Origin of the sequence: Novosphingobium sp. UBA1939 (genome assembly GCF_002336885.1) — a bacterium.
Classification (GTDB): Bacteria; Pseudomonadota; Alphaproteobacteria; order Sphingomonadales; family Sphingomonadaceae; genus Novosphingobium.
Genome location: NZ_DDFB01000037.1, coordinates 26,256 through 41,907, shown reverse-complemented (window position 1 = coordinate 41,907; position 15,652 = coordinate 26,256). Strand labels below are relative to the sequence as shown.

Annotated in this window: 17 protein-coding genes; 5 read left to right on the top strand and 12 right to left on the bottom strand. The window is 68.4% G+C overall.

Annotated features, from left to right (window positions below; genetic code table 11):
- Positions 1-10: 10 nt before the first annotated feature.
- Complete coding sequence (gene pdxH / locus B3547_RS06095; RefSeq protein ID WP_292961217.1) at positions 11-622, bottom strand: pyridoxamine 5'-phosphate oxidase; 612 nt, start codon at positions 620-622, stop codon at positions 11-13.
- A gap of 200 nt (positions 623-822) precedes the next feature.
- Between pdxH and B3547_RS06090 the strand changes: the two genes are divergently transcribed.
- Genes B3547_RS06090 through fabI form a run of 3 tightly spaced genes read left to right on the top strand, consistent with a single transcriptional unit; the run spans position 823 to position 3,680 of the window.
- The gene (locus B3547_RS06090) at positions 823-1,785 is read left to right on the top strand and encodes a DnaJ C-terminal domain-containing protein (protein WP_125954190.1); all 963 of its coding nucleotides are present in this window, start codon (positions 823-825) and stop codon (positions 1,783-1,785) included.
- Positions 1,786-1,791: 6 nt separating this feature from the next.
- Positions 1,792-2,880: a YihY/virulence factor BrkB family protein gene (locus B3547_RS06085; protein ID WP_292961214.1), complete on the top strand. Its 1,089-nt coding sequence runs from the start codon at positions 1,792-1,794 to the stop codon at positions 2,878-2,880.
- Positions 2,877-3,680, top strand: coding sequence for an enoyl-ACP reductase FabI (gene fabI / locus B3547_RS06080; RefSeq protein WP_124809888.1), 804 nt, complete (start codon positions 2,877-2,879; stop codon positions 3,678-3,680). The genes B3547_RS06085 and fabI overlap by 4 nt, the downstream gene beginning before the upstream one ends.
- Positions 3,681-3,725: 45 nt before the next feature.
- On the opposite strand, the gene B3547_RS06075 is transcribed toward fabI, so the two are convergent.
- The 10 genes from B3547_RS06075 to B3547_RS06030 form a co-directional block, all read right to left on the bottom strand.
- Entirely contained in the window at positions 3,726-4,313 is a 588-nt protein-coding gene (locus B3547_RS06075; RefSeq protein ID WP_292961211.1) for a hypothetical protein, read from the bottom strand.
- Positions 4,314-4,425: 112 nt separating this feature from the next.
- Entirely contained in the window at positions 4,426-4,938 is a 513-nt protein-coding gene (locus B3547_RS06070; protein ID WP_190287269.1) for a demethoxyubiquinone hydroxylase family protein, read from the bottom strand.
- Positions 4,935-5,432, bottom strand: a complete 498-nt coding sequence (locus B3547_RS06065; RefSeq protein ID WP_292961205.1) for a disulfide bond formation protein B — start codon at positions 5,430-5,432, stop codon at positions 4,935-4,937. Before B3547_RS06065 ends, B3547_RS06070 begins: the two co-directional genes overlap by 4 nt.
- Before the next feature lie 4 nt (positions 5,433-5,436).
- On the bottom strand, positions 5,437-6,795 hold the full coding sequence (locus B3547_RS06060; protein ID WP_124809885.1) for a S41 family peptidase: 1,359 nt from the start codon (positions 6,793-6,795) through the stop codon (positions 5,437-5,439).
- A 97-nt stretch (positions 6,796-6,892) separates the two neighbouring features.
- Positions 6,893-8,107, bottom strand: coding sequence for a murein hydrolase activator EnvC family protein (locus tag B3547_RS06055; RefSeq protein WP_292961202.1), 1,215 nt, complete (start codon positions 8,105-8,107; stop codon positions 6,893-6,895).
- 10 nt (positions 8,108-8,117) lie between these two features.
- Positions 8,118-8,543 carry a 23S rRNA (pseudouridine(1915)-N(3))-methyltransferase RlmH gene (locus B3547_RS06050; RefSeq protein ID WP_124809883.1) on the bottom strand — a complete coding sequence of 142 codons (426 nt, stop codon included), beginning with the start codon at positions 8,541-8,543 and terminating at the stop codon, positions 8,118-8,120.
- Between the two features lie 58 nt (positions 8,544-8,601).
- Positions 8,602-9,009 (bottom strand): ribosome silencing factor, encoded by a 408-nt coding sequence (gene rsfS, locus B3547_RS06045; RefSeq protein WP_124809882.1) that lies wholly within the window; start codon positions 9,007-9,009, stop codon positions 8,602-8,604.
- Between the two features lie 130 nt (positions 9,010-9,139).
- Entirely contained in the window at positions 9,140-9,823 is a 684-nt protein-coding gene (locus B3547_RS06040) for a nicotinate-nucleotide adenylyltransferase (protein WP_125954290.1), read from the bottom strand.
- Positions 9,824-9,893: 70 nt separating this feature from the next.
- The gene (locus tag B3547_RS06035; RefSeq protein WP_292961198.1) at positions 9,894-10,976 is read right to left on the bottom strand and encodes an aldo/keto reductase; all 1,083 of its coding nucleotides are present in this window, start codon (positions 10,974-10,976) and stop codon (positions 9,894-9,896) included.
- A gap of 75 nt (positions 10,977-11,051) precedes the next feature.
- Complete coding sequence (locus tag B3547_RS06030) at positions 11,052-12,329, bottom strand: glutamate-5-semialdehyde dehydrogenase (RefSeq protein WP_125954197.1); 1,278 nt, start codon at positions 12,327-12,329, stop codon at positions 11,052-11,054.
- 264 nt (positions 12,330-12,593) lie between these two features.
- Here B3547_RS06030 and B3547_RS06025 point away from each other — a divergent pair, with 264 nt between their 5' ends.
- Both B3547_RS06025 and B3547_RS06020 read left to right on the top strand, forming a co-directional pair.
- Entirely contained in the window at positions 12,594-13,778 is a 1,185-nt protein-coding gene (locus tag B3547_RS06025) for a M23 family metallopeptidase (RefSeq protein WP_219730922.1), read from the top strand.
- A gap of 4 nt (positions 13,779-13,782) precedes the next feature.
- On the top strand, positions 13,783-14,151 hold the full coding sequence (locus B3547_RS06020) for a bactofilin family protein (protein WP_125954198.1): 369 nt from the start codon (positions 13,783-13,785) through the stop codon (positions 14,149-14,151).
- Between the two features lie 65 nt (positions 14,152-14,216).
- Here the strand turns inward: B3547_RS06020 and B3547_RS06015 are convergent, their stop codons facing one another.
- On the bottom strand, positions 14,217-15,416 hold the full coding sequence (locus B3547_RS06015) for an LL-diaminopimelate aminotransferase (protein WP_124809877.1): 1,200 nt from the start codon (positions 15,414-15,416) through the stop codon (positions 14,217-14,219).
- Positions 15,417-15,652 lie beyond the last annotated feature (236 nt).

Below are 15,652 nucleotides of genomic sequence, written 5' to 3'. Positions count from 1 at the left end.
GCCATTCGCTTTACGGGTAAAGCAGCGTGCTGGTCCAGCCGTCGGCGCCATCGGTCACGAAGTGGCGGCGTTCGTGCAGGCGATGGTCGCGGTCCTGCCAGAATTCAATGGCGGCGGGCTTCACGCGATAGCCGGACCAGTGCGCCGGCCGCGTGACCTCTCCGTCCGGGTATTGCGCGCGCAGGGCGTCCACCCGGTCAAGGTAGGTCTGCCGCGAATCCAGCGGGCGCGACTGGTCCGAGGCGGCCGAACCCAGCCGCGATTCGGGATGCCGGCTGGCGAAATAGGCGTCCGCCTCGGCCGCCGTCACTTCGGTGATGGTGCCTTCGACGCGAATCTGCCGGCGCAGCGATTTCCAGTGGAACAGCAACGCGACGTGCGGGTTCGCCGCCAGTTCGCCGCCCTTGCGGCTGTGGAAGTTGGTGTAGAACACGAAGCCATCCGGCCCATGCCCTTTCAGCAGCACCATCCGCACCGACGGCACGCCCTGCGGCGTCGCGGTGGCGAGCGCCATGGCGTTGGGATCGTTGGGTTCACTGGCCCGCGCCTGCGCGAACCATTCCTCGAAGATGGCGAACGGATCGGCATGGGGGATGGCATCGCGCGCTTGTTCAGGTTTCACGGCATTTTCCTGACGAAGTTGACACAGTTGACACGGTTCAGAGGCAAACGGCCGCCCGCCGCGGACAGGCTGTCGTGTGGCCGGCAAAGCGCGAGATAGCCATGACGAGGATCAAGGTTCATGGGCATCGCCTATCCTACCCCCGTGCAGTAGGAAAGCGCCGCTTGCGGCGCGGCGTTTCGGCACCTAGCTAGGGAACCATGGCAGACCCCTATTCCATTCTTGGCGTAAACCGCAGCGCAAGCGAAAAGGACGTGAAATCCGCGTACCGCAAGCTTGCCAAGGAACTCCATCCGGACCGGAACAAGGACAATCCCAAGGCGGCCGAACGGTTTGCCGAGGTGACGCAGGCCTATGACCTCCTGTCCGACAAGGACAAGCGTGCCCAGTTCGACCGGGGCGAGATCGACGCCGAGGGCAATCCCACAAGCCCCTTCGGCTTCGGCGGCGCGGGCGGCGGCTTTGGCGGGGCGCAGCACGGCTATCGCCATTCGGGCGGCTTCGAGGGCGCCGGTGCCGAGGGCATCGACATCGGCGACATTTTCGAGGGCCTGTTCGGCGGGCGCGGCGGCCAGCCCGGCGGCGGTGGCGGTTTCGGCGGCTTCGGCGGCGCGCGGCGTGGCCCGCCGCCCAAGGGGGCGAATGTCGGCTATCGGCTGCAGGTTTCGTTCACCGACGCCGCCAGCCGGGCCAGCCAGCGCATCACCCTGTCGGACGGCAAGACCATCGACCTCAAGCTGCCCGCGGGCGTGGAAAGCGGCCAGCAGGTGCGCCTTCCCGGCAAGGGCGAACAAGGCCCCGGTGGCGCCGGCGACGCGATCGTGACGATCGAGGTGGGCAGCCACCCGTTTTACGAACGCGATGGTGACAACATCCGGCTCGACCTGCCGGTCACGCTCGACGAGGCGGTCAACGGCAGCAAGGTGAAGGTGCCGACCGTGGATGGCCCGGTGATGCTCACCGTCGCGCCCGGCAGCAGCAGCGGACGCACGCTGCGGCTGAAGGGCAGGGGCTTTACCCGCAAGGACGGCACGCGCGGCGATCAGCTGGTGACGCTGCAGATCGACCTCCCGCCCGCCGACAGCGAACTGGGCGCCGATCTCCAGACCCGGCTCGCAGGATGGCAGGACACCCGGAACCCGCGCGGTAAGCTGGGCGTTTAAGACGGCATGACTCCCGTATCCGGCCTTTCGCCCGGGCCGGGCGATGACGGAACGGAACGGGCTGCATCCTCGCCGGCCGGACCACCGATCGCGCCGCTGATCGATGTTCCCGACCTTTCGCCCGAAGCCCGCCGTCGCGCCGCCCTGCAGCTCCCCCCGGATTCGCAGGGTTTTGCAGCGCCCGTGCCGCCCGCCCGCCACGCGCGGGCGCTGGAAGTGATCCGCCGGGTGTGGACCGGCGTCTATCACGACGGGTTCATCCACGCCGGCAACTTCGCCTACATGGTGCTGATCGCACTGTTCCCGTTCTTCATCACCGGCGCGGCGATCTTTTCCGCGCTGGGCGAGGCCAGCCAGCGCGCCGCCGCGATCAACACCGTGCTGATCGCGATGCCGCCGGTGGTGGCCGAAGCGCTCGATCCTGTGGCGCGCAGCGTGGTGGAGATGCGCACCGGCTGGCTGCTGTGGGTAGGCGGGCTGATCGGCCTTTGGACGGTGGGCAGCCTTGTCGAAACGATCCGCGACATCCTGCGCCGCGCCTATGGCACGCGCTGGGAGCACGCCTTCTGGCGCTATCGCCTGGCGTCCACCGGACTGATCGTGGCCTCGGTGATCCTGATCCTGCTCTCCATCGCCGCGCAAGTGGCGATCGGCACCGCGCAACAGGCGATCGAGGCGTGGATGCCGCAGTTCAGCGGATGGATCGCCAGCCTGTCGCTGTCGCGCTTCGTGCCGGCGGTGATCTTCTTCCTGGCGCTGTGGCTGCTGTTCATCTCGCTGACCCCCGGCGCTTACCGGGGCCGGCGCTATCCCAAATGGCCCGGCGCGCTGCTCGTCAGCCTGTGGTGGCTGGCGGTCACCGGGGCGCTGCCGGGAGTGTTGCGCCATTTCTTCACTTACAACCTAACGTACGGAAGCCTTGCCGGCGTGATGATCGCGCTTTTCTTTTTCTGGCTTGTCGGCTTAGGGATGGTGGTAGGAGCCGAACTCAACGCTGCGCTCGCGGAAACGCCCGAAGAGCGCGATGTGGTGGGGCAGGCTGACGATCGCGCGCGCAGGGCGCGCCGGATGAGCATCGAGCAAGAGGGCGCATGACCGGACTGATGGAAGGAAAGCGGGGCCTGATCATGGGCCTCGCCAATGACAAGTCGCTGGCGTGGGGGATCGCCCGCAAGCTGCGTGAACAAGGCGCCGAACTGGCCTTCTCCTATCCGGGCGAGGCGCTGGAAAAGCGCGTCCGCCCGCTGGCGGCAAGCCTGGACAGCGATTTCCTGATCGAATGCGACGTATCGGACATGGCGGCGCTCGATGCCGCGTTCGAAACGCTGAAGGCGCGATGGCCGACGATCGATTTCGTGGTCCATGCCATCGGCTTTTCGGACAAGAACGAGTTGCGCGGCCGGTATTATGACACCTCGCTCGACAATTTCCTGACGACGATGAACATCTCGGCCTACAGCCTCGTCGCCGTGACCAAGCGCGCCATCGCGATGATGCCCGAAGGCGGATCGATCCTCACGCTGACCTATTACGGCGCCGAAAAGGTCGTGCCGCACTACAATGTGATGGGCGTGGCCAAGGCGGCGCTGGAAACCAGCGTGCAGTACCTCGCCAACGATTGCGGGCCGCAGGGCGTGCGCGTCAACGCGATCTCGGCCGGTCCGATCAAGACGCTGGCGGCCAGCGGAATCGGCGATTTCCGCTATATCCTCAAGTGGAACGAGCTGAACTCGCCGCTGCGGCGGAACGTGACGATCGAGGACGTCGGCGGGGCGGGGCTCTATTTCCTGTCGGACCTGTCCTCGGGCGTGACCGGCGAAGTCCACCATGTCGACGCGGGCTACCACACGGTCGGCATGAAGCAGGAAGACGCGCCCGACATCGCACTGGGCTGATGACGAGACGCCCTTCCGTTCGTTAGCGGGAGGAGGGGCCGTCCGTCAGGGATGCGGCGGGGTGATGGCCGGCGGCGGTGTCGCCGCGCCGGCGGCATCCTCGGCCGCGCGTTCCTTGGCCAGCTTTTCCTCGTACTGCTTTTCCAGCACTTCCACCCGCGCCTGTTCGGCGGCGGTGTCCGCATCGATCGTCTGCAGGCGCTTGGCGCGCTCCTCCTCGATCAGCCGGCCGAACTGCACGTCGCTCGACTGCTTCTTCTCGGCATAGGCGGCGTTGATCAGGCGCGAGACGCAGCCCGATGCCCCGCCCGAACCGACCGGGGAGCAGGAGTTCACGCCCGCCGCGCCCACCGTTTCATAGGCCCGGACACGCTCTGTCCAGCCCTGGTTGGCCGCAGCGTTGGGATTGTCACGCAAGGGCGCGGGAATGCGGAAGCGTTCGGATTCGTCCTTGCGCGCGCAGACCGTGATTTCGCCCGCGTTGGAGGCCGGGCAGGGATCGTCGCCATAGATGATCAGCTGGTTGACCTTCTCGCCCGATGTCGCGTCCTGCGCCAGGACCGGCTGCGATGCCGCGATGCCGGCGGTGGCGATCAGCGCCAGGGCGGTGATCCGGGGTAAGAAGCGCGTCATCGTGACTCTCCAGCTGGGTCTGGTGCCCATATAGGGCCGCACCCTCTTGAATGGTAGATGAAGCCCCGTCGCTGACCTGAATCAATCAGATACGTCAGATCCGTTTCGCCCCTCAGATCCGCTTCGAAAGCGCGATCGCCGCACGGCAGCCGAAGCGGATGGCGTGGAACAGCACCGGATAGCCCGGCGCGCGCTCGGCCCCGGCAGCGATCGCGGCATCGCGGTGCTCGCGCTCGTCGTCGCGGAATTCGCGCACCATCGCGGCCAGCTCCGGGTCGTCGTCGCCCAGTTCGTCGAGCTGTTCGGTATAGTGGCGGTCGATCTCGGTTTCGATGGCGGCGGTGCAGGCCATAGCCGCTTCCGGCCCGATCAGCGCGGTTGCCGCACCCAGCGCGAACCCGGCGACCGACCATACCGGCTGCAGCGCCGTCGGCCGCACGCCGCGCTGTGCCAGCAGCGCGTCGAACCGCTTACGGTGATCGGCTTCCTGCGCCGCCATCGCCGCGACTTCGGCCGAATGCGGCGCGCGATCGCCCATCACCGCCATCTGCCCGGCATAGATGCGCACGGCGCCGTATTCGCCGGCCTGATCGACCCGGATCATCGCGGCGAACCTGTCACTCATGGCTGCAATCCTCCGGCGAAACGGCGAGCGCGGCCCAGCAGTCTGAACACCGTAATCGCGCCGGCCATGGAAATGAGGAAGTTGTAGCCCGCCAGGCTCACGCCGAACAGCGTCCACGGCGCGACATCGCAGCGGATCACCGGCGCCGACATGATCGCCGCCAGCGGATCGTTGCCCAGCTTGTGCGAGGAGCACGTGGTGATGCCTTCCCACCAGCCGTATTCGACGCCGGCGTGGAACGCGCCGATCAGCCCGCTGATGCCCGTGGCGACGGCAGCCAGCACGACCAGCATGTCGCCCCCGCCGGTGCGGCGCTGCGTTTGCGCGATCAGCGCCATGACGATCGCGGCGATATGCGGATAGCGCTGCCACCAGCACATCTCGCAGGGGGGCAGGCCGAACACGAACTGCGCGATCAGCGCCCCGCCCATCAGCGCGGCGGGGATCAGCAGCGCCAGGGTATAGGCGGCGTTGCGGGACTGGACCGGCGTCATCGTGTCAGCGCTTTCCCGCCGATGCCCGGAGGGGCAGCGCCTGCTGCGCGGTCCGCCCCAGCGTCTGCACCGCGTAATAGAGCTGGAAGTCGTCGATGCCCTTGGCCTTCAGTTCCTCGGCCGTCATCTTGAAGCGCGGATCTTCGCCCTTGTCGGTCTCGAGATCCTTATCGTCCTTCAGCTCGTTGATCAGGTGTCCGCGCAGATCGCTTTCGCGATAGGACCGCAGCGCGCGCTTGCGCATGTCGGGATCGGAAATCTGCGGCACGCGCACGTCGGGATCGATGCCGCCTTCCTGCACCGAACGGCCCGACGGGGTGTAGTAGCGCGCCGTCGTCAGCTTGAGCGCGGTGTCGCGCGTCAGCGGGATCAGCGTCTGCACGCTGCCCTTGCCGAAGCTGCGCTCGCCCATGATCGCCGCGCGGTGCTGGTCCTGCATCGCGCCGGCGACGATTTCCGAAGCGGAGGCCGACCCCTGATCGATCAGCACGATCATCGGCACGCCCTTGGCGATATCGCCCGGCGTGGCGTTGTACACCTCGTTGTCGCGGGCATAGCGGCCACGCTGCGAGACAATCGGCCCCTTTTCGAGGAACAGGTCCGACAGCGAGACGGCTTCGTCCAGCAACCCGCCTGGGTTGCCGCGCAGATCGAGGATCAGGCCGGCCGGGCGGTTGCCCGTCTTGGCGCGAATATCGCGCCAGGCGGCGGCGACCTGCGTGCCGACGTTGGCGCTGAAGCTCGATACCGAGATCACGCCGACATTGTCCTTCACCTTCCATTCGACCGGCTTCAGCTCGATCACCTGGCGCGTGATGGTCAGGTCAAGCGGCTCGTCGCGACCGGGGCGGAACACGGTGAGGCGGATCTGCGTGCCCACTTCGCCGCGCATCTGGTCCACCGCGTCGTCGAGCGAGCCGCCATAGATCAGCTTGCCGTCGAGATGGGTGATGTAGTCGCCCGCCTTGATCCCGGCGAGATCGGCCGGCGTGCCCTTCATCGGCGCGATCACCTTGACCGCGCCGTCCTCCAGCGTCACCGACAGGCCCAGCCCGCCATAGGAGCCATCGGTCTGCGTGCGCAGGTTCTCGAAATCGCGCGCGTCGAGATAGGAACTGTGCGGATCGAGCGTGGCCAGCATGCCGTCTATCGCGCCCTTGAACAGCTTGTCGTCGTCCACCGGCTCCACGTAATTGGCCTTGATCCGCTCGTAGATCGCCATCAGCCGGGTGAATTCGGGGCCGGTCTTGGCGTCCACGGCGGCCAGCCCGGCGGTCGTCACCGGGATCAGCGCGATTGCCGACACGAGCGCGGTGGCACGGAAGAGGGAGGCCACGGTCTTCGTGAACGGGGTCTTCGCCATCGGGGACTTTCGCTTCAAGGGGGCCATGGGGCCGCGTTCTATAGCGGCAGCGCGATGAACGCCAGATGGCGTGACACGGTGAGTCATCCGGGGATCGTCATCCGCGCAGTGCCTGCAGCGGATTGATCGGAGCGCCATCCTTGCGCAGTTCGACCGTCACCGTCGGTCGGCCCGGCCCGGCCGCGCCCAGCGGCGCGCCCTGCACCACGGTTTCGCCCACGTTCACGTCAAGCCGGCCGAGATTGGTGACGAGCGAGGTCCAGCCGCCATCGTGTTCGATGATCACGATCCGGCCATAGCCGCGATAGGGGCCGGCGAACGCCACGCGCCCGGCCGCCGGCGCGACCACCTGCGCGCCGCCGACCGGCGCGAAGGTGAGGCCGGAAGACAGCCCGCCCGCGCCGCGTTCACCAAAGCCGGTCACGATCCGTCCGCCCACCGGCAGAATCCACGAAAGCGCCGCCGAAGCCGAAGGGGTGGGGCCGGTATCCGCCACCATCAGCGCGTCGCCCGGCCGTTCGGGGCGCGGCACCGGGCCGGGCAGCGCGGCCAGCTTCTGCCGCAGCGAGCCATCGGCCTGCAACTGGTCCATCAGCGCGCGCAGATCACGCGTCTGTTCGGCCAGCGCGAGCGCGCGGTCCGCCTCGCGGCTGGCCGTCCCTTGCGCCGCGCGCGATTCGATGCGCTGGCGGCTTTCGAGGGCGACAAGCTGCTGGCGCCGCGCGGTCAGCCCCTGTTCGCCCTGCCGCAACTGGTCGGCGGCCAGCCGCGCGCTGGCCTGCAGGGCGCGGCCGCGCATGATTTCCTGCCGCAGCCCCGCGGTGCGCTGCCGCACTTCGGGCAGCATCGTTTCCAGCACCGCGCGCAGATAGACGGTATCGCGCAGGGTATCGGCGCGCATCAGGCTGAAGGCGAGCGGGCGGCGCGCCATGAGCTGCAGCGCCGCGGTCAGCCGCACCACCGGTTCCTGCCGCGCGGCGATACGCAGCCGCAGCGCTTCGCGCTGGCGGTCGATCAGCGCGATCTTCGCCTGCGCCACCTGGATTTCGGCTTCGGACTGCTGGATGCGCGCGGCCACCGCCGCCGTTTCGCGCGCGGTACGGTCGGCCGCTTCGGTGGCCTTGCGCGCTTCCGCCTCCAGCTGTTCGCCGCGTGCCCGCGCCATCGTCAGTTCGCGGGTTGCCTGGCGCAGCGCGTCGCCCGCCTGCCCGGCATCGTCGAAAGGCGCAGCCTGCTGCGCCACGGCAAGCTGCCAGCCTAACACGCCGGCCAGCGCGGCCATGGTGGCGAGAAGGAGCGTGCGCGACGTCATGACGCGGCGCTTATCCTTCGCGGTGATAGGGATGGCCAGCGATAATGCTGGTGGCGCGCCACAACTGCTCGGCCAGCATGGCGCGGGCCAGCATGTGCGGCCAGGTCGCCGCGCCGAAGGCAAGCAGGAGATCGGCCTTGCCGCGCACGTCCGCATCGTGCCCGTCAGCCGCGCCGATCAGGAAGCGCGCCTCGCGCACGCCATCGTCGCGCCAGCGGCCCAGAATGCCGGCGAACTCCGTCGAGGTCAGCTGGCGCCCGCGCTCGTCGAGCGCGACCGTGCGGACGGGCGTGGCCGCGGGCGGCGGGATCGTGCCGCCGCGATCGGGCAGCTCGGTAACCTTGAGGCCCCAGGCGACGCGCTTGGCATAGCGGTCGACCAGCTCGGCCTCGGGCGATCGCCCGATCTTCCCGCGCGCGATGATGTGCAGCAGCATCCGGTTTCCGATCGGGAACGCTCTTCCCCCCTCCTGACGGAAGGGCGCGCGCGCGTGCTTAGGCCGCGCCCGCGTCTCCGAACGCCCACATGCGTTCGAGGTTGTAGAAGCTGCGCACTTCCGGGCGGAACAGGTGGACCACCACGTCGCCGGCATCGATCAGCACCCAGTCGGCGGCGGGCAGGCCTTCCAGCCGCGCGTGGCCGTAACCGCCCTGCTTGATCCGTTCGGCCAGCTTCTGGGCCATCGCAGCGACCTGGCGCGTCGAACGGCCCGACGCGATCACCATGTAATCGGCGATCGAGCTTTTGCCTTCGAGCGGGATCGAGACGATCTCCTGCGCCTGATCGTCGTCGAGCGATTGCAGGACGAGATCGTGCAGCGACGCTGGCTTGGCCTTGGCGCCCGAGCTGGCGGTGGACGTGGCGGCCCCGGCCTGGGCCGGAATGGTCTGGACAGTTGTCATCGCGGTGAGATGGTCTCCGTGGCTGGATTGTCAATGAAAAGGAAGCGGGCACCGGTCAATCGCCCGGCCCCCGAAACGGGCCGGGCCACCGGAATCCCGGCAACCGACCGCAAGGGAAGTGCGCCGCGGCTCAGGGCTTGCCTGCCCCGCCGAAGCGCGTGTTGCCGGTGGATGGGCCGGTTTGCGGAACGACCGGCCGATGCGTGAGGGCATCGAACGGCTCCGCATCGACGAAGCGGCGAAACCATTCCGGATCGGCGGCACGAATGGCCGTGGCCGAACGGGGATCGGGATCGAAACGCAGGATCGTCAGCGCCGGGGCGCTCCGCTTTGCGCCGTCAATCAACTGTCCGGGCCGCCGGCGCCAGCGGCGCAACCAGGCCATGGCGGGGCTCGCCAAGGCACGCGCATCATAACCCGGACGCGCGATAACCGCAATCGGCGTCTCCCGCGCGATGCGCCGCCAGTCCTTCCAGCGGTGGAACTGCGCCAGATTGTCGGCCCCCATCAGCCAGACGAAGCGCTTTTTCGGGTAGCGCCGGTGCAGCGCCGCCAGCGTATCGACGGTGTAGCGCGTGCCCAGCCGCGCCTCGATCGCGGTCACGCGGATCGGCGCGCGGCGGGCCGCCGCCCGCGCCGAACAATAGCGCGCCGGCAGCGGGGCCATGCCCTTCACCGGCTTCAGCACGTTGCCCGGCGATACCAGCCACCACACCTCGTCCAGCCCCAGCGCCTCGCGCGCGAACAGGCTGATGCGGCGGTGGCCGCCATGGGCCGGGTTGAAGCTGCCGCCCAGAAGACCGACGCGGGGCAGGCCGATTCGGGGCAGGCCGACGCGGGGGGAAGGAATCGGACCGGTCAGGATGAAGGCTCCGCCACCCCGCCTAGCGCGCCACGCGTCGGGGCGAAGCCGCCTTGGCGCGATAGGCGCCCTGCATGGCGAACATCCAGCCGGGATATTCGCGCGGCAGGGCCGAGAGTGCATCCAGCCGCGAAAGCTCGTCCGCCGTCAGTTCCACCTCGCAGGCGGCGATATTGTCGGCGAGCTGGTCGGCGCGCTTGGCGCCGACGATCACCGTCGTCACCACCGGCTGATAGAGCAGCCAGGCGAGCGCCACTTGCGCGACCGTGGCCGGCTTGCCCGAAACCATCTTGCCCGCAGCGATCTCCTGCATAGCCTCGATCAGATCGTATGCGCGATCGAGTTCCACCGGCGGGAAATCGAACACCGCGCGGCGGCCTTCGCCCTGGTTGGGGCCGCTGTTGCCGCCGTCGGTGGCGCGGGTGTATTTGCCCGAAAGCAGCCCCCCGGCCAGCGGGCTCCACACCATCAGGCCCAGCCCCTCGCTTTGCAGCAGGGGCACGATCTCGCGCTCCAGATCGCGGCCGGCAACGGTATAATAGGCCTGGAGCGAGGCAAACGAGGCGATGCCCAGCCGTTCGGAAATGCCCAGCGCCTTCATGATCTGCCAGGCCGCCCAGTTGCTGACGCCGATATAGCGCGCGCGGCCGCTGCGCACGATGTCCTCCAGCGCGCGCAGGGTTTCCTCGATCGGGGTCAGCGCATCCCAGCCGTGGATCTGGTAGAGATCGACATGGTCCATGCCCAGCCGGGCGAGGCTGGCGTCGATCTCGTGCAGCAGGTGGAAGCGCGAGGCGCCGGCCTCGTTCGCCCCCGGCCCCATCGTGCCCATGGCCTTGGTGGCGACGACCACGTCTGGCCGCTTCACGCCCAGATCGCGCAGCGCCTGGCCCAGGATCTCTTCGGACCGGCCTTCCGAATAGACGTTGGCCGTATCGATGAAGTTGATCCCGGCGTCGATCGCCTGCCGCACCAGCGCGGTCGACGCCGCCAGATCCAGCCCCGCGATCGGGCCGAACCGGCCCTGCGATTCGCCGAACGTCATCGTGCCGAGGCACAGCTCGGAAACGATCAGGCCGGTATTGCCGAAACGGTTGGTACGCATGGAAGAATCCTCTGCCTTCGGGTTTGCGGCCAAACTAGCGACCGGCCGCGTGCTTGTCGAAGGGGGATGCGGCGATCAGGGCCGGGTCTGGCCTGAACCGCGCACCAGCCACTTGTAGGTGGTGAGCCCTTCAAGCGCGACCGGCCCGCGCGCGTGCAGCCGCCCGGTCGCGATGCCGATTTCCGCGCCCAGCCCGAACTCGCCGCCATCGGCGAACTGGCTGGAAGCGTTGTGGATCACGATCGCGCTGTCCACTTCGGACAGGAAGCGGTCGGCGGCGGCCTGGTCCTCGGTCACGATCGCGTCGGTATGGCCCGAGGAATGGCGCGCGATATGGCCCAGCGCCTCCTCCAGTCCATCCACCACCGCGACCGCCAGGATCGCGTCGAGGTATTCGGTGTCCCAGTCGTTCGCGCTGGCGGGGCCGATGCGCGGATCGATGGCGCGGGCGCGGGCATCGCCGCGCAATTCGCACCCAGCGTCGAGCAAGGGCGCGATCAGCCCATGCGGATCGGGATAGGTCGCATCGATCAGCAGCGTTTCCATCGCCCCGCACACGCCGGTGCGGCGCAGCTTGGCGTTGAACACGATCGCGGCGGCGCGGGCCGGATCGGCGGCGTGATCGACGTAGGTGTGGTTGATCCCGTCGAGATGCGCCAGCACCGGCACGCGCGCATCGGACTGGACGCGCGCGACCAGGCTCTTGCCCCCGCGCGGCACGATCATGTCGATCAAGCCCGCCGCCGTCAGCATAGCGCCCACGGCCGCGCGGTCCTGCGTGGGCAGGAGCTGCACCGCATCGGCGGGCACGCCGCCCTCGGCCAGCCCGGCGACCAGCGCCTGGTGGATCGCGCGGTTGGAATGCACCGCCTCGCTGCCGCCGCGCAGCAGCACGGCATTGCCCGAGCGCACGCACAGCGCGGCGGCGTCCGCCGTCACGTTGGGGCGGCTTTCGTAAATGATGCCGATCAGGCCGATGGGCACCCGCACGCGCTGCAGCACCATGCCGTTGGGCCGCGTGGCGCTGTCGATCACCTCGCCCACCGGATCCGGCAGGCTGGCGACCTGCTCCACCGCATCGGCCATGGCCGCGAGCCGGCCCGAATCGAGCCGCAACCGGTCGAGCAGCGCGCCGGACAGGCCATTCGCTTCGCCCGCGGCGACATCGCGCGCGTTCGCGGCGAGGATTTCCGGTTCGGCGCGGCGCAACGCCGCCGCCGCCAGCCGCAGCGCCTGTTCCTTCGCCGGTGCCGGCATCCGCGCCAGAACGCGCTGCGCCACGCGGCCGGCGCGGGCGAGGCCTTCGACGAGATCGGTCACGGAATCGGGGGAAATCTGGGGCTGGCTGGACATGGGCGCGCCCTACCACGCGCCCCGGCCGCTGTCAGCCCGCATCGCATGGCGGCGCTCCCGCGGATTGCCCGGCGAGTCGCGGCCGCGAAGCACGGCGAATCGAAACGATTCGTTGCCGGAATCACATGGTTCCAACGCTTCACCGGAGGACTCGCACGATTCAACCCGGCAAAGGGGGATCGGATTCGACCTGCGGCGGACGCACCGGTAATCGGCCGCGTCCTTCCGGCGCATCCGCAGGGGCAGCAAAGATAAAAGCCAGAGATGCCGCACCGGGGGTCGTCACACGTGTCAGCAACAGCCAGAGACGGGCTAGTCGCCCGGCTGAAGCGCTGGTTTCCCGAACGCGAGTTTTTCATGCGTTCGCAGGGCCAGGTCCGCTTCATCCGGATAACCAGCCGGCTCCAGATGATCGTGGCCGCCGCCATCGCCGCCGCGCTGGGCCTGTGGCTGGCGATGATGGTGACGATGCTGGTCTCGCGCTATCTCGACGCGCGCGACCGTGAACGGCTGCTCCAGCGCGAAGCCGCCGTCGCCTCGGCCGAAACGCGCGTCTCGAAGTATCGCAACGGCCTGGGCGAAGTGGCCGATGATCTGCAGAAGCGGCAGGACTTCATCGAGAAGATGGTCGAAAGCCATGTCGGCGCGCTGCCCAACGATCTGCCCAAGGGCACGGTCAGCGACAGCAGCGCCGAAGCCGGCAAGACCGTGAAGAAGATCTCGATGGAGCTGCCCGAGGCCGCCGGGCTTGCCCGGATCGAGGCGCGCCAGCTGGCCTTCATCGAAAAGCTCACCCGCTTTGCCGATGCCCGCGCGGCGCGCGCCGAAACCGCGATTCGCCGCGTCGGGCTCAACCCCTCGATGATCATGGCGTCGAACCGCGGCGCGCAGGGCGGCCCGCTGATCCGTCTGGTCACCGGCCCCGGCAACGATGTCGATCCGCGCTTCGCGCGGCTGGGCGCCAGCCTTGAACGGATGAGCGGGCTGGAAGACGGCCTGGCCCGCATTCCCAATACGCTGCCCGCCAGCCTCGAATATATCTCGAGCGGCTTCGGCTATCGCAGCGATCCCTTCACCGGCGGCGCGGCGTTCCACGCCGGTCTCGATTTCCGTGGGCCGATCGGCGCGCCGATCTATGCCGCCGCCGCCGGCACCGTCAGCTTCGCCGGCATCCGCCAGGGCTATGGCAATTGCGTGGAAGTCAGCCACGGCAACGGGCTGATGACCCGCTACGCCCACATGTCGCGCATCGGCGCGCGCGTGGGGGAAAAGGTTGCGGCCGGCGCCGTCATCGGGCAGATCGGCAGCACCGGCCGTTCCACCGGCCCCCACCTGCATTTCGAAGTGCGGATCAACGACCAGCCGGTCAATCCGCGCCCGTTTCTGGAGGCAAGACCGAATGTTTTCCAGGAAGGCCGCGCCGGGCAGCCGGCCAGCAACCGGAGCTAGCACTATGGCCAGCCGCAATACCGCGGGCGGGACGTTCTCGGTCCTTGGCGCGGACCTTGTCGTCACGGGCGACGTTGCCGCCACCGCCGACCTGCATATCGACGGGCGGGTCAAGGGCGATATCACCTGCGCCGCGCTGGTGCAGGGCGAAGCGAGCGTGATCGAAGGCGCGGTGAAGGCGCAGACCGCGCGCCTTTCGGGCACGGTCCACGGTGCGATCGAGGCCGGCGAACTGGTGATCCTGCGCAGCGCGCGCATCCACGGCGACGTCAGCTACGACGCGCTGACGATCGAGCAGGGCGCGCAGGTCGACGGCCGCTTCGCGCCACGCGCCGCGCCGGCCGGCGAATCGACGCTGACGCTGGTCAGCTGATCCTGGTTCCCGTCCCCGATCATCCCTGCGTCCAGGCGGACGCGGGATGATCGAAAACCGGCATATCAGGCAGCGGTGACGTTGACGCCCATGCTGGTCAGGTAGCGCTTGATGTTGCGCGCGGCCTGGCGCAGCCGCTGCTCGTTCTCGACCATCGCGATGCGCACGAAGCCCTCGCCATCCTCGCCATAGCCGACGCCGGGCGCGACCGCGACTTCGGCATGGGTCAGCAGCTGCTTGGAGAATTCAAGGCTGCCGAGGTGGTTGAGCGCCGGCGGCAGCGGCGCCCAGGCGAACATCGACGCGCGCGGGCTGGGGATTTCCCACCCGGCGCGGCCGAACGCCTCGACCATCACGTCGCGCCGCTTCTGGTAGAGCTGGCGGTTCTTCTCGACGATATCCTGCGGTCCGTTGAGCGCGGCGCAGGCGGCGGCCTGGATCGGCGTGAACGCGCCGTAATCGAGATAGGACTTCACCCGCTTCAAGGCGGCGATCAGGCGGGCGTTGCCCACGGCGAAGCCGACACGCCAGCCCGCCATCGAGAATGTCTTGGACATCGAGGTGAATTCCACCGCCACGTCTTTGGCGCCGGGCACTTCGAGGATCGAGCGCGTGGGATTGCCGTCGTAATAGAGTTCCGAATAGGCGAGGTCGGACAGGATCCAGACCTTGTTCTCCTTCGCCCAGGCGACCAGCCGTTCGTAGAACGCGAGGTCGACCGTCTCCGCCGTGGGGTTCGACGGGTAGTTCACGATCAGGATCGAAGGGCGCGGGACCGAATACTTCATCGCGCGGTCGAGCGAATCCCAATAGCGTTCGTCGGGCGTCGTCGGGACCGAGCGGATCGTGGCCCCGGCGATGATGAAGCCGAAGGTGTGGATCGGGTAGCTGGGGTTGGGCGCGAGCACGACATCGCCCGGCGCGGTGATCGCGGTGGCCAGGCTGGCGAGGCCTTCCTTGGACCCCATCGTCATGACCACTTCCGTTTCCGGATCGAGATCGACGTTGAAGCGGCGGCCGTAATAGTTCGCCTGCGCCTTGCGCACGCCGGGAATGCCCGAAGAGGCCGAATAGCCGTGCGCATCGGGCTTCTGCGCGACTTCGCACAGCTTGTCGATCACGTGGCTGGGCGGCGGCAGATCGGGGTTGCCCATGCCCAGGTCGATGATGTCCCTACCGGCGGCGCGTGCTGCGGCCCGCATGCCGTTGACTTCGGCGATGACGTAGGGCGGCAGGCGCTTCATGCGGTAGAATTCTTCGTCCACGGGTGGGATACTCTTGATGGCGCGGCGGAATTGCCGCTTCCCGGCCCTTACGCCAATCCGGCGCGGGTGGAAACCCAACTGCCGCCATTGCCGCAGGGTATGGCGGCGCAGGGGCGGGGGCCGAGGTGGCAAGGCTGCTGCGATTGATCCGGAGTGGACGATCGCGGAAGGCGCGGGTGGAGCGACAGTCTTCACGGTGGCGGCGGGCGGTGTATAGATCGGTACGGGTGGCAGGG

Excerpts from the sequence above, each read along its gene's own strand:
- B3547_RS06090 (WP_125954190.1), top strand. The coding sequence starts at position 823 with ATGGCAGACCCCTATTCCATTCTTGGCGTAAACCGCAGCGCAAGCGAA.
- B3547_RS06085 (WP_292961214.1), top strand. The coding sequence starts at position 1,792 with ATGACTCCCGTATCCGGCCTTTCGCCCGGGCCGGGCGATGACGGAACG.
- fabI (WP_124809888.1), top strand. The coding sequence starts at position 2,877 with ATGACCGGACTGATGGAAGGAAAGCGGGGCCTGATCATGGGCCTCGCC.
- B3547_RS06075 (WP_292961211.1), bottom strand. The coding sequence starts at position 4,313 with ATGACGCGCTTCTTACCCCGGATCACCGCCCTGGCGCTGATCGCCACC.
- B3547_RS06070 (WP_190287269.1), bottom strand. The coding sequence starts at position 4,938 with ATGAGTGACAGGTTCGCCGCGATGATCCGGGTCGATCAGGCCGGCGAA.
- B3547_RS06065 (WP_292961205.1), bottom strand. The coding sequence starts at position 5,432 with ATGACGCCGGTCCAGTCCCGCAACGCCGCCTATACCCTGGCGCTGCTG.
- B3547_RS06060 (WP_124809885.1), bottom strand. The coding sequence starts at position 6,795 with ATGGCGAAGACCCCGTTCACGAAGACCGTGGCCTCCCTCTTCCGTGCC.
- B3547_RS06055 (WP_292961202.1), bottom strand. The coding sequence starts at position 8,107 with ATGACGTCGCGCACGCTCCTTCTCGCCACCATGGCCGCGCTGGCCGGC.
- B3547_RS06050 (WP_124809883.1), bottom strand. The coding sequence starts at position 8,543 with ATGCTGCTGCACATCATCGCGCGCGGGAAGATCGGGCGATCGCCCGAG.
- rsfS (WP_124809882.1), bottom strand. The coding sequence starts at position 9,009 with ATGACAACTGTCCAGACCATTCCGGCCCAGGCCGGGGCCGCCACGTCC.
- B3547_RS06035 (WP_292961198.1), bottom strand. The coding sequence starts at position 10,976 with ATGCGTACCAACCGTTTCGGCAATACCGGCCTGATCGTTTCCGAGCTG.
- B3547_RS06030 (WP_125954197.1), bottom strand. The coding sequence starts at position 12,329 with ATGTCCAGCCAGCCCCAGATTTCCCCCGATTCCGTGACCGATCTCGTC.
- B3547_RS06025 (WP_219730922.1), top strand. The coding sequence starts at position 12,594 with ATGCCGCACCGGGGGTCGTCACACGTGTCAGCAACAGCCAGAGACGGG.
- B3547_RS06020 (WP_125954198.1), top strand. The coding sequence starts at position 13,783 with ATGGCCAGCCGCAATACCGCGGGCGGGACGTTCTCGGTCCTTGGCGCG.